Source organism: Hyphomicrobium sp. MC8b, from assembly GCF_905067615.1.
Lineage (GTDB): Bacteria > Pseudomonadota > Alphaproteobacteria > Rhizobiales > Hyphomicrobiaceae > Hyphomicrobium_B.
Window position 1 is genome coordinate 199,681 of the sequence record NZ_LR898465.1, and the last position, 12,594, is coordinate 212,274.

The 12,594-nt window shown below is 61.7% G+C and carries 10 protein-coding genes; all 10 read right to left on the bottom strand.

The annotated features are described in order from the left end of the window. Positions 1-109: 109 nt before the first annotated feature. The gene (gene pnp / locus ACLB1Z_RS01075) at positions 110-2,308 is read right to left on the bottom strand and encodes a polyribonucleotide nucleotidyltransferase (RefSeq protein ID WP_409561652.1); all 2,199 of its coding nucleotides are present in this window, start codon (positions 2,306-2,308) and stop codon (positions 110-112) included. Between the two features lie 175 nt (positions 2,309-2,483). Next, positions 2,484-2,837: a 30S ribosomal protein S15 gene (gene rpsO, locus ACLB1Z_RS01080; protein WP_409561653.1), complete on the bottom strand. Its 354-nt coding sequence runs from the start codon at positions 2,835-2,837 to the stop codon at positions 2,484-2,486. Between the two features lie 118 nt (positions 2,838-2,955). Beyond that, positions 2,956-3,876, bottom strand: a complete 921-nt coding sequence (truB, locus tag ACLB1Z_RS01085) for a tRNA pseudouridine(55) synthase TruB (protein ID WP_013950360.1) — start codon at positions 3,874-3,876, stop codon at positions 2,956-2,958. 5 nt (positions 3,877-3,881) lie between these two features. Beyond that, positions 3,882-4,280: a 30S ribosome-binding factor RbfA gene (gene rbfA / locus ACLB1Z_RS01090; protein WP_013950361.1), complete on the bottom strand. Its 399-nt coding sequence runs from the start codon at positions 4,278-4,280 to the stop codon at positions 3,882-3,884. 138 nt (positions 4,281-4,418) lie between these two features. Then, the gene (gene infB / locus ACLB1Z_RS01095; RefSeq protein ID WP_409561654.1) at positions 4,419-7,247 is read right to left on the bottom strand and encodes a translation initiation factor IF-2; all 2,829 of its coding nucleotides are present in this window, start codon (positions 7,245-7,247) and stop codon (positions 4,419-4,421) included. 11 nt (positions 7,248-7,258) lie between these two features. Continuing rightward, positions 7,259-7,969, bottom strand: a complete 711-nt coding sequence (locus tag ACLB1Z_RS01100; protein ID WP_409561655.1) for an RNA-binding protein — start codon at positions 7,967-7,969, stop codon at positions 7,259-7,261. Between the two features lie 33 nt (positions 7,970-8,002). Continuing rightward, positions 8,003-9,643 (bottom strand): transcription termination factor NusA, encoded by a 1,641-nt coding sequence (nusA, locus tag ACLB1Z_RS01105; RefSeq protein WP_409561656.1) that lies wholly within the window; start codon positions 9,641-9,643, stop codon positions 8,003-8,005. 4 nt (positions 9,644-9,647) lie between these two features. After that, positions 9,648-10,289: a ribosome maturation factor RimP gene (gene rimP / locus ACLB1Z_RS01110; RefSeq protein ID WP_013950365.1), complete on the bottom strand. Its 642-nt coding sequence runs from the start codon at positions 10,287-10,289 to the stop codon at positions 9,648-9,650. A 126-nt stretch (positions 10,290-10,415) separates the two neighbouring features. Further along, on the bottom strand, positions 10,416-11,078 hold the full coding sequence (locus ACLB1Z_RS01115) for a tRNA (guanine(46)-N(7))-methyltransferase TrmB (protein WP_409561657.1): 663 nt from the start codon (positions 11,076-11,078) through the stop codon (positions 10,416-10,418). Positions 11,079-11,237: 159 nt separating this feature from the next. After that, on the bottom strand, positions 11,238-12,443 hold the full coding sequence (gene metK, locus ACLB1Z_RS01120) for a methionine adenosyltransferase (protein ID WP_013950367.1): 1,206 nt from the start codon (positions 12,441-12,443) through the stop codon (positions 11,238-11,240). Between the last annotated feature and the right edge of the window lie 151 nt (positions 12,444-12,594).

Consider the following 12,594-nt stretch of genomic DNA (forward strand, 5'->3'; position numbering starts at 1 on the left):
CGCAAGCGGTATCGCCAGGATGGCCGTTTGAGAGATCAGGCGGGGTAAAAAAAAGCCGCCGGACTGCGGGTTCCGGCGGCTTTCGTCATTTCAGCAGTGAGGCGAGGGCTCAGCCGCGCTCACGGCGCGGACCGCGACCGCCACGGCCACCTTCGCGGCGCGGCGGACGGCTCTCGAAGACTTCTTCCGGCTCGCCTTCAGCGCGCGGGATTTCCTGGCCGGTCGCCTGATCGACGACCTTCATCGACAGACGCGTCTTGCCGCGATCGTCGAAGCCCAGAAGCTTGACGTAGACTTCCTGGCCTTCCTTCACGACTTCGCTGACCGTCTCTGGACGGCCCTGCGCGAGCTGCGAGATGTGGACCAGGCCGTCCTTCGCGCCGAAGAAGTTCACGAACGCGCCGAACTCCATGACCTTCACGACCTTGCCCTTGTAGATGTGGCCGACCTCGGGCTCCGACGTGATGCCGCGAATGCGGTCGAGGGCTTTCTCGATCGATTCACGGTTGGCGGAAGCGATCTTCACGGTGCCATCGTCTTCGATGTCGATCTTAGCGCCGGATTCCGCGACGATTTCACGGATGACCGAACCGCCCGAGCCGATGACTTCGCGGATCTTGTCGACCGGGATCTTGATCGTCTCGATGCGCGGGGCGAACTCACCGAGTTCGGAACGCGCACCCGTGATCGCCTTCGACATTTCGCCGAGGATGTGGATGCGGCCCTCATGCGCCTGCTCGAGAGCGACGCGCATGATTTCTTCGGTGATGCCGGTGATCTTGATGTCCATCTGCAGCGACGTAACACCCTTGTCGGTGCCGGCCACCTTGAAGTCCATGTCGCCGAGGTGATCTTCGTCGCCAAGGATGTCGGAGAGGACGACGAAGTCATCACCTTCCTTGATCAGGCCCATCGCGATACCAGCCACCGGAGACTTCAGCGGCACGCCGGCGTCCATCAGAGCGAGAGACGAACCGCAGACCGTCGCCATCGACGAGGAGCCGTTCGATTCGGTGATTTCGGACACAACGCGGAGCGTATACGGGAACTCCTCCTGGCTCGGCAGCATGGGATGGATCGCGCGCCATGCGAGCTTGCCGTGGCCGATTTCGCGGCGGCCCGGAGACCCCATGCGGCCGACTTCGCCGACCGAGTATGGCGGGAAGTTATAGTGCAGCAGGAAGCGCTCTTTCTTCGTGCCTTCGAGGCTGTCGATGAACTGCTCGTCTTCGCCTGTGCCAAGCGTCGCGACGACCAGCGCCTGCGTCTCACCGCGGGTGAAGAGCGCAGAACCGTGCGTGCGCGGCAGAACGTGGACTTCGGAAAGGATCGGACGAACCGTCTTGAGATCGCGGCCGTCGATGCGCCGCTTCGTCTTCAGGACGTCACCACGCATGATGTCCATTTCGAGCGACTTGAACGCGTCCCCGAGCAGGACTTTCTCGTTCGGGTCGTCAGCCGGAATGGCGATTCCTTCGGTGATCGCCTTCTTGGCTTCCGAAACGAGGTCCTGACGCTTGCCCTTTTCCTTGGTCGAGAAGGCTTCCTTCAGCTTCGTTTCGGCGATCTTCTTGACGTCGGCGGCGTATTTCGCCTTGTCGGCGATCTTGATATCCCACGGTTCTTTCGCGGCTTTTTCGGCCAGCTTGATGATCGCCTGGATCACCGGCTGCATGTGCGTGTGGCCGAACATGACGGCTTCGAGCATCTGGGATTCCGGAAGTTCCTTGGCTTCCGATTCGACCATCATCACGGCGTCGGTCGTGCCGGCGACGACGAGGTCGAGGGAGGTTTCCGCCATCTCGTCAATCATCGGGTTCAAGACGAACTCACCGCCAATGAGGCCAACGCGGGCGGCGCCGATCGGGCCGAGGAAGGGCAGCCCCGAGAGCGTCAGTGCGGCGGAGGCCGCGACCATGCCCAAAATGTCGGGATCGTTTTCGAGATCGTGCGACATGACCGTCACGACGACCTGGGTTTCGTTCTTGAAACCATCAACAAAGAGCGGACGGATCGGACGGTCGATCAGGCGCGAGACGAGCGTTTCCTTTTCGCTCGGGCGGCCTTCGCGCTTGAAATAGCCGCCGGGGATCTTGCCGGCTGCGTACGTGCGTTCCTGATAGTTCACGGTCAGGGGGAAGAAGTCGATGCCGGGCTTGGCGGAGCGGGCGCCGACGACGGTCGCGAGCACCGTGGTGTCGCCATATTGCGCCATGACGGCGGCGTCCGCCTGGCGGGCATAATGGCCAGTTTCAAGCTTCAGCTTGCGGCCACCCCAGTCGATTTCGACGCGATGGATGTCAAACATGTTTGATCTTTCGTTTTCGCTTTTTCTGTTCGGTCGGTCAGCTCAAACGGCCTCATGCCGGTAGAGCGCGTATCGCGCCGGCACCGATCGGGGCGCCGACGTTCTTCTTGTTCAGTAGATCGCGTGACTGGCCATCGGGGCCCGTCCTGTCTTGGACGCTCTTGCGAGCGCGCAATTAGCGGCGGATGCCGTTTTTCTCGATGATCTTCTGATAGCGGGCGTTGTCCTTGGCCTTGACGTAGTCAAGGAGCTGGCGGCGCTGGCTGACCATCTTGAGCAGGCCACGGCGCGAATGGTTGTCTTTCTTGTGCGCCTTGAAGTGCTCGGTCAGCTCGTTGATGCGATGCGTCAGGACGGCGATCTGGACTTCCGGCGAGCCGGTGTCGTTGGCCTTCGTGGCGTTGTCCTTGATGATAGCCGTCTTGGCCTCACGGCGGTGAGGTGCGATCTGCGACATCGAATGCTCCTTTCGAAATTGGGAGTTTGAGATCAGCGGCCACGGCCGGGATGTCGTCCAGCGGGGTCGCAAACGAAAGCCGCGCGGGAACGAGGCCCGCGCGGGTGCGCTACTTATACACGAACCTCAGCCAAAGGCGAGGCGGATTTCGTGGGAAATTTCGTGATTTTCTTCAATGAATTAACGAAAATTAGCCGAGATTGAAGACGCGCGTCGGGTGCAGCGCGCCCTTGGCAAGCTCGCCGAGCGCGATTAGGCGACCCTTCGAGGTCGCGTAGGCGGGGCCGGTCATGATCGGCGCGTCACGGCCGCGAATGATTACCGTTTGGCCGCGCGCCAGCGTGGCGGCGTCGCTTTGGGAGACGAGCAACTCGGGGAGATCGGCGAGGGCCGCCTCAACGGGCAGCAGCAACTTGGCGATCTCTCCCGGATCTTCCGACTGCGCGGCCGCGAGGAGCGTGTCCATGCTGATGGCGCGAGCTTCGTCGAAGGGGCCGACTTCGGTACGCCGGAGCGCGATGACGTGGCCATAGCAGCCCATCAGCCGGCCGAGATCGCGGGCCAGTGCGCGGACGTAGGTGCCCTTGCCGCAGCGGGCTTCGAATACGCTTGTCGCGTCATCCGGCATGTCGACAAGCTTCAGGCTCTCGATCACGACGGGTCGCGGTTCAAGGACGACCGTTTCGCCGTCGCGTGCCAGATCGTAGGCGCGATTGCCGTCGATCTTGATCGCCGAATAGGCGGGCGGCACCTGCATGATCTCGCCGTGAAAGCGCGGCAGCAGAGCTTCGATCTCCGCGCGCTCGGGGCGCTTGTCGCTCGTTTTTGAGACGGCGCCTTCGGTGTCGTCCGTCTCGGTCTCAGCACCCCAACGCACGGTGAAGCGATAGGCTTTTTCGCCATCGACCGCGAACGATACGGTCTTCGTGGCTTCGCCGAGCGCGATCGGGAGGATGCCTGTTGCGAGCGGATCGAGCGTGCCGGAATGTCCGGCCTTTTGCGCGTTGAAGGCGCGGCGAACCGCACCAACAGCCTGCGTCGAGGTCATGTTGATCGGCTTGTCGAGAATGAGCCAGCCGTGAACGGCGTTGCCTTTTTTGCGTCGTGCCATGTTCGTTATTTCTTGATGTCGCGCTGAACGCGCTCGCTATCGAGAAGACGGTCAATGCGGGTTGCTTCTTCGAAGGTTTCGTCCTCGCGAAAGCGAAGGTCGGGCGCATAACGCAGGTTCAGCGTGTGCGCGACTTCGGCGCGGATGTATTTCTTGTTCCGCGTGAGGGCTTCGATGACGGGTTTCACATCGTTGCCGCCAAGCGGCATGACGTAGACCGTTGCGAGCTTCAGGTCCGGCGAGAGACGCACTTCCGGAATGGTGATGACGTGGGAAGCCAGCACGTCGTCGTGGATTTCTCCGCGAGACAGCAGTTCGGAAAGTTTGTGACGGATCAGTTCGCCAACGCGCAACATGCGTTGCGACGGGCCTTTGGCGCCCGATGGGGCTGGTTTCTTTGCCATTTGTTATCCGCCGCGGGATGGGACCGCGCGCGGCCTCTTGATAGAAATAGGTTACTGGGTCGAGGGAGTAGCGGATCGTCTCACATCCGCGCAAGCCCGCGCGATGAATATTCGCGCGGGATCGCTTGGTTTAAATGCTTAGAGCGATCGAGCAATCGTCTCGACCTGGAAGCACTCGATCTGGTCGCCTTCACGGATGTCCTGGTAGTTGGCGAAAGACATGCCGCATTCCTGACCTGAGACAACTTCTTTGACGTCATCCTTGAAGCGCTTGAGGATCGCAAGCGTGCCTTCGTGAATAACGACGTTGTCGCGGAGCAGACGGACCTTGGCGCCGCGTTCGACCTTGCCTTCGGTAACAATACAACCGGCAACTTTGCCTGACTTCGAAATATTGAAGACCTGCTTGATCGTGGCGTAGCCGAGGAAGATCTCGCGCCGGGTCGGAGCCAGAAGACCCGACATCGCCGCTTTCACTTCGTCTACGAGATCGTAGATGATGTTGTAATAGCGGATTTCGACGCCCGCGGTGTCGGCGGCCTGTTTCGCCTGCGCGTTGGCGCGGACGTTGAAGCCGATGACGACGGCCTTGGCGGCAGCTGCCAGCGCGATATCAGACTCGGTGATGCCACCGACGCCCGAGTGCACGAGACGGGCTTCGACTTCGTCGTTGCCAACCTTTTTCAGCGCACCAGCGATGGCTTCGACAGAACCCTGCACGTCGCCTTTGACGACGAGCGGGAATTCTTTGCGGCCAGCATCCTTGAGCTGCTGCATCATTTGCTCAAGCGTGCTCTTGGTGCCAGCAGAGCCAAGCGTCTCGCGGCGTTTGCGGACGCGGTAATCCGTCAGCTCACGTGCGCGGGCTTCGTTTTCCACGACCGCAAACTGATCGCCAGCTTCCGGTGCAGAGTCAAAGCCCAGGACCTCGGCGGGAACCGAGGGACCAGCCGCCTGGATGTTGGCGCCGTGATCGTTGAGGAGTGCACGGACGCGACCCCAGGCCGTACCGGCGACGATGATATCGCCGACGTGCAGCGTACCGCGCTGAACAAGGACGGTGCCGACCGGACCACGGCCGCGCTCGAGCTTGGCTTCGATGACGACGCCATCGGCCGTGCGGTTCGGGTTGGCCTTGAGGTCGAGAATTTCGGCCTGAAGGCGGATCGCTTCGAGCAGCTTATCGAGGTTGGTGTGCTTCAGCGCCGAGACCGGCACTTCGAGCGTTTCACCGCCCATGCTTTCGACCACGATCTCGTAGGACAAAAGCTCGGTGCGGACGCGGTTAGGATCGGCCTGCGGCTTGTCGATCTTGTTGATGGCAACAATGATCGGCACGTTCGCAGCCTTGGCGTGATTGATGGCTTCAACCGTTTGCGGCATGACGCCGTCGTCAGCTGCAACGACCAACACGACGATATCTGTCACCTTGGCACCGCGTGCACGCATGGCGGTGAACGCTTCGTGGCCTGGTGTATCGATGAACGTGATCTTGTCGCCGTCGGGCGCAGTCACCTGGTAAGCGCCGATATGCTGGGTGATGCCGCCAGCTTCGCCCGAGACGACGTTGGCCTGACGGATGGCGTCGAGCAACGACGTTTTGCCGTGGTCGACGTGACCCATGATCGTGACGACCGGCGCACGCGATTCGAGCGAGGAATCGTCAACGTCTTTCTCGCCGACGAAACCGATTTCGACGTCCGATTCAGAAACGCGCTTCGATGTGTGGCCGAATTCCTGGACGATCAGCTCAGCCGTGTCGGCGTCGAGCACGTCGGTGATCTTATGCATCGCGCCTTGCTGCATCAGGTATTTGATGAGGTCGACGGCGCGCTCGGCCATACGGTTGGAGAGTTCCTGAATCGTGATGGCTTCAGGAATGACGACCTCGCGGGCGATCTTTTCGCGCGTCTGCTGAATGCCCATGGCTTTCAGCTTTTCTTTCTCGCGCTTGCGCTTCAAGGATGCGAGCGAGCGGACCTGAGCTTCGCGATCGAAGTTCGTGATCGTCAGCTTCTGGCGCTGGCGGCCATCATCGTTGGTTTTGACGGCCGGGCGCGGAACCTTGACGCCGCCGGGGCCGCGCTTGCGAGCATCATCCTCTTCGACCTGCTCGCGAACGACCGGGGGACGCACCGGGCGGGACGGCTTTTCAATCGTCGTCGCATCGGCCGGTCCTGCGGACGCGCCACGGCGGGCCGGGATCGGCAGCTCGATCTCGCGCGGGCGACCGGCTTCACGCGGCATGAATGCAGTGTTGCCCGACGGACGTGGACCGCGGTTGAATTGCGGACGGCCGCCATCGCCGCGCGGCGCATGACCGGCGTCGCGACCGCCATCACGGCGGCCTTCATGGCGTCCTTCGTGGCGCGGCTCACGCTGCGGGGCGTTTCCACGTCCGGCAGGCGGCGGTGTCGGAGCAGACGAAGGCTGAGCGGATGCCGGAGCCGAGGTCTGCGGCGCTGCTTGCTCGGGCGCTTGCGCAGCGGGAGCAGCGCTTGCGGCAACTGCAGGCTCCGTTGCCGTCGGCTGCGGCCGTTCTTCAGCGCGCGGCTGCGGCTCGGGCGGTCGAGCGACAGGCTCGAAGCGAACCGGTTCGACTTCCGGCGCACGGTTCGTATCCTCGGCGCGGGCTGCAGCAAGCGCGCGTTCGCGAGCGGCGCGTTCCTCATTCGAAAGGACGCGGCCAGCGGAACGGTCGCCAGACGATTGGCTCGGCGGTGCCGGGGGCACGCGATGCGGTGCCTGCGATTTCTCGATCGTTACGGCGCTCGGAGCGGGAGGCGCAGCGCCCTCGCCCTCGGATCCCAATCGCCTGGTCTTCTTTTTCTCGACCACAACGGACTTGGATCGCCCGTGGCTGAAGTTCTGCCGCACGTGGCCAGACTCGACCGTTCGCTGCAGCGATAGCGGCTTTCGCGCTCCGACCCGGATGGTCTTATCGGTCTGGTCGTTCGAATCCGTCATGCGTTGTCCGTTCAGCCTTCACTAGAAAGTTCAGAAATATCATCGGCCGCCCCAGGGGCGGTTTCGGGGGCGGCTTCAATCGTGGAGCGCCGGTAGCGGGTAAGCCGCTCCGCTTCCTCCAGAAACCGATCCGACAGTCCTCCGGGTATGAGCGCAGCATGTACCACACTTCCGCGCCCAATGGCCAAGCTCATTTGCGCGATCGTCAGAACATTGACGATGGCAGCCGGTTGGCCACGATCTGCCTGAATAGCCTTGTATTTTCGATCAATTTTCGAGCAGCCGTCGGCGGCAGCATCGGCGCCATGCAGGATGACGCGGACCGGCCCTTTCTCGAGAGCCGCAAAAACCTTTTCGAAACCGGCGACTGCGAGACCGGCCTTATTGGCCAGCGACAGCGTTCCCGCCACGCGCTTAAGGATAAGAGCGTCAACGAGATCTGCAAGATCCTTGGGTGCTTCGGCCTTCGTTTTAAGGCTTTTTGAAAAGGCCTGCGTCGAGATGGCCTTTTCCACCAACTTTCTGTCGCAACCGATCCAGACGCCACGTCCGGGTAACCGCCGGTCGAGATCAGGAACGACAATGCCTTCCGGCGACAAGACGAACCGGATCAGTTCGCTCGAATCACGGCTTTCCCGCGTGACGGCGCACAGGCGCTCGGGACCAACGCCGGAACCCTGTTCCGTGTCGTCCAGCATCGACCGTTGTTGTCGCTTCGCCATCACGCGCGTTTGTCGTCCTTCCGGTCATTCCTATTAGCCTTCGGCGCTGACGCCGGAGGCATCAGCAGCTTCAGCTTCGCCTTCAGCCTCAGCAGGCTGTTCGAGATCTTCGGCCTTGATCCAGCCCGCGTGCACGCGCGCCGCCATGATCATGCTTTCGACGTCGGTCCGCGACAGCTCGAAGCCGTCGAGATAACCCTTGTGACGAACCGGCTCTGAATCTTTTTCCTTCTTGCGCTCGGTCCAGCCGATCAGTTCGTCGGTCGCGCAGTCGGCAAAGTCTTCGACGGTTTTGACGCCGTTCTCGCCGAGCGCAACCATCATCGCGGTCGTGATGCCCGGAATCTCGGCCATGTCGTCGGCAACGCCCAACTCGCGGCGCTTGGCATCGCGTTCGGCTTCCTGCTGTTCGAGGTATTCACGGGCGCGGCTCTGGATCTGCTCGGCGGTATTCTCGTCGAAGCCTTCGATGTGCGCGATTTCCGCGATGTCGACGTAGGCGACTTCTTCGATCGTCGCGAAGCCTTCGGTGACGAGAAGCTGTGCGATGACCTCGTCGACGTCGAGCGAATCCATGAGAAGCTGTGTGCGCTCGGCGAATTCCTTCTGGCGGCGTTCGCTTTCTTCCTGCTCGGTCAGGATGTCGATGTCCCAGCCGGTGAGCTGAGAGGCCAGCCGCACGTTCTGGCCGCGACGGCCGATCGCGAGCGAAAGCTGGGCTTCGGGGACGACGACTTCAATGCGATTTGAATCTTCGTCGAGCACGACCTTGGTGACTTCGGCCGGAGCAAGCGCGTTGACGATGAAGCTCGCAGCATCCGGGTTCCACTGGATGATGTCGACTTTCTCGCCCTGCAATTCGTTGACGACGGCCTGGACACGAGCGCCGCGCATACCGACGCAGGCGCCGACCGGATCAATCGAGGAATCCTTGGATATGACGGCGATTTTCGCTCTGGAGCCAGGGTCGCGGGCAACCGATTTGATCTCGACCACGCCATCGTAGATTTCCGGCACTTCGGAGCGGAACAGCATCGACATGAATTCGGGGCGGGCGCGCGTTAAGAAAATCTGCGGTCCGCGCTGTTCGCGGCGGACTTCGTAGATGTAGGCGCGGATGCGATCGCCGAGGCGGACGTTTTCGCGCGGGATCATCTCATCGCGGCGGATGATGCCCTCGGCGCGGCCCAGATCGACGATGACGTTGCCGTATTCGACGCGCTTCACGGTGCCGTTGATGACGTCGCCGGTGCGGTCCTTAAATTCGGAGAACTGGCGGTCGCGCTCAGCTTCACGCACCTTCTGGACAATAACCTGCTTGGCGTTCTGAGCGGCAACGCGGCCGAATTCGAGAGGCGGCAGCGTTTCGGCGATCATGTCGCCGGCTTTGGCATCGGGGTTGCGCTTCTTGGCGTCTTCGACGGTAATCTGTGTGGCGTCGTTCTCGACTTCATCGACGACGGCGAGCACGCGCGTGAGCTTGGCTTCGCCGGTCTTCGGATCGATTTCGCAGCGGATGTCGTTTTCCGCGCCATAACGCGACTTCGCGGCTTTCTGGATGGCGTCTTCCATCGCCTCGATAACGATCTTCTTGTCGATCGTCTTTTCGCGGGCGACGGCGTCTGCAATTTGCAGAAGCTCAAGGCGGTTGGCACTGATGCCTGCCATGGCCATGGGATCAATCCTCCAGATCGTCTTCGTCGAGTTCAGCGCCGTCGCCGGGCCGGGTTGAATGGCGCTCTTTGGCGCGTTGCAGCGCTTCGCGGATCAATTCGTCGGTTAAAACGAGCTTGGCATCCGAAATGAGATGAACGGGCAGCCCTAAGTGCTGAATGCCCTGTTCGCCGGTATCGGCTTTGATGCGGACCTCACCGTCTTCGAAGCCTTCAAGGATGCCCTTGAAACGCTTGCGGCCGTCAACGGCTTCTTTCAGCTCGATCTTGGCTTCGTGGCCGGACCAGTCTTCAAAGTCGCTCGGGCGGACCAGCGGACGGTCGATGCCGGGCGAGGAGACTTCGAGCCGGTAGGCGCCGGAGATTGGGTCGGCGACGTCGAGGACCGGAGAAACGCCCTTGGAGATCGCCTCGCAATCATCGACCGTGATCGAGCCGTCTGGCCGTTCCGCCATCAACTGCACGATGCGGTCGCGGCCGTCGCCCTGAATTTTCACGCGCACCAAGCGAAAGCCGAGATCGGCAAGCACCGGCTCGACAATGGCAGCAATTTCAGCCGCAATGCCGGTCTCGCGCAAAAAACGCGTCGTATCGGCGTTTTCTGCAGGCGAAGCCTGATCCTGATCGTTGGCAACCGTGTCTTGCAATGGCGTTCCTGAGTTTAAAGTCCGTTCGGAGCGGGCCCTGCGGTCCACTCTCCAATCAGTGCGTCGTGTTATTGGAATAGCAGCTAAATAGGCGACTTTGGCCTTTTGCGCAAGGCTTCGGCGGCGTCAGGCCCGCAGAAATCGGAAATAATAGCGTTTGCGGCCTTCGCGAACGGCCTTTGCTTCGTAACGTGTCTCGGGCCAGTCGGCGGGGCGAATGCGCCAGTCTCCGGGGCTTGCGGCCTGCCAGAGAAAGCGCGGTTCGTGGGCGAAAGCTTCAAGCATCGTGCGGGCATAGTCGCCAATGTCCGTGCCGATGCGCAGCTCAGCGCCGGGGCGCATCACGTTCGCGAGCAGCGCCAGTAACGAAGCATTAACCAAGCGGCGCTTCCGGTGCTTTCGTTTCGGCCAAGGGTCCGGAAACAGGATAAAGGCGCGATCTATGCTGTTTGACTGAGCGGCGCGCAGGATGTCGCGCACGTCGTCCATGTGCAGGCGAATATTTTTCAAATTCTCTTCGGTGACGGCCGTCAGGACTTTGATCATGCCGTCTTCGAACGGCTCGCAGCCGATCAGCGCAACACCCGGATTGTGCCGCGCCTGCCAGAGCAAGTGTTCGCCGCCGCCGAAGCCGATTTCGAGCCATGTTTGCGCGAAGCCTTCGGGCGGGGCTGCAGGATCGAACGCGAGGCGCGGAAGATCATGGAGAAGCAGTGCCGATTGGCGCGCGCTCGGTTTGCGGCCGCGGCGCCGTCCAAACGATCTCAGCTCGTGTTCGCTGTCAGACATGATGTGTTACCAGAAGAAAACAGCGGGTTTTGCAGGCTTTTGCGTCGGCATTGGCGATACGCACTCCGCGTCGATGGGGCGCTAGTTGAAACAAAATCCGGTAAAAGAAAACGGCCGCTTTCGCAGCCGTTTTCCGAAACTCAATTCGTGCGTGCGGCTTTAGCCGACGGCCTTCGCGATCTTATCGGCGAGGTCGGTGCGCTCCCACGAGAAGCCGCCGTCAGCTTCGGCGTGGCGGCCGAAATGACCGTAAGCCGCGGTGCGCGCGTAGATCGGCCTGTTGAGGTCGAGCTGGTTGCGGATGCCGCGCGGCGTCAGATCCATGACCTCGCCGAGAGCCTTCTCGATGACGGCTTCATCAACTTTGCCGGTGCCGTAGGTGTCGACGTAGATCGACAACGGCTTGGCGACGCCGATGGCGTAGGAGAGCTGGATCGTGCAACGATCGGCAATGCCGGACGCCACAACGTTTTTGGCGAGATAGCGGGCTGCGTAAGCTGCTGAGCGGTCAACCTTGGTCGGGTCCTTGCCGGAGAACGCGCCGCCGCCGTGGGGAGCCGCGCCGCCGTAGGTATCGACGATGATCTTGCGGCCGGTGAGACCGGTGTCGCCGTCAGGGCCGCCGATGAAGAACTTACCCGTCGGGTTGATGTGCCAGATGCAGTCTTTGCCGATCCAGCCCTCAGGAAGTGCCTTGCGGACGTAGGGCTCGATGATCTCGCGAACCTGGCGGGAGCTCAGGTCTTCGACGATGTGCTGGTGTGAGACGACGATCTGCGTCACGCCGACCGGCTTGCCGTTTTCGTAGCGGACGGTGACCTGGCTCTTGGCGTCGGGGCCGAGCTTTGCGGCGTCGCCGACCTTGCCTTTACGTGCGGCCGCAAGATCGAACAGGATCTTGTGCGCGTAGTAGATCGGCGCCGGCATCAGTTCCGGCGTCTCGTTGCAGGCATAACCGAACATGATGCCCTGGTCGCCCGCACCTTCTTCCTGGTTCGTCGGCTGCTGGGCATCGACGCCGGCTGCGATATCGGCCGACTGCGAGTGCAGCAGAACTTCGATGTTACAGTTGGCCCAGTGGAAGCCGTCCTGCTCGTAGCCGATATCCTTGATCGCGTTGCGGGTCAGGTCTTCGATGGCTGCGACAGTGATGCCCTTGGGGCCGCGCGATTCACCGGCGATCACGACGCGGTTGGTCGTTGCCAGCGTTTCGCAAGCGGCGCGGATCGTCCAGGGATCGAGCCCTTCCTTCGCGCCTTCGCGATAGAACGCATCGACGACCTCATCGGAAATACGATCGCAGACTTTATCGGGATGGCCTTCGGAGACGGATTCGCTTGTGAAAAGGAAGGACTTGCGCGCCACTTTGGCCCCCATGTTTTGAAGATTTGCGGGACGAACGCCGCAACACTGTGCGGATTTCAAACCGACGAAAGGCGCCGGGTTGTCGCAATCTTGTTGCGCCCGGTCAAGCCGAGGTGCGCCGAGAGACGCGAAATGGGCCGCGACCTAGCGC

Bases quoted from the DNA above. Each gene is read 5' to 3' on its own strand.
- pnp (WP_409561652.1), bottom strand. From the start codon at position 2,308: ATGTTTGACATCCATCGCGTCGAAATCGACTGGGGTGGCCGCAAGCTG.
- truB (WP_013950360.1), bottom strand. From the start codon at position 3,876: ATGGCACGACGCAAAAAAGGCAACGCCGTTCACGGCTGGCTCATTCTC.
- rbfA (WP_013950361.1), bottom strand. From the start codon at position 4,280: ATGGCAAAGAAACCAGCCCCATCGGGCGCCAAAGGCCCGTCGCAACGC.
- infB (WP_409561654.1), bottom strand. From the start codon at position 7,247: ATGACGGATTCGAACGACCAGACCGATAAGACCATCCGGGTCGGAGCG.
- ACLB1Z_RS01100 (WP_409561655.1), bottom strand. From the start codon at position 7,969: ATGGCGAAGCGACAACAACGGTCGATGCTGGACGACACGGAACAGGGT.
- nusA (WP_409561656.1), bottom strand. From the start codon at position 9,643: ATGGCCATGGCAGGCATCAGTGCCAACCGCCTTGAGCTTCTGCAAATT.
- ACLB1Z_RS01115 (WP_409561657.1), bottom strand. From the start codon at position 11,078: ATGTCTGACAGCGAACACGAGCTGAGATCGTTTGGACGGCGCCGCGGC.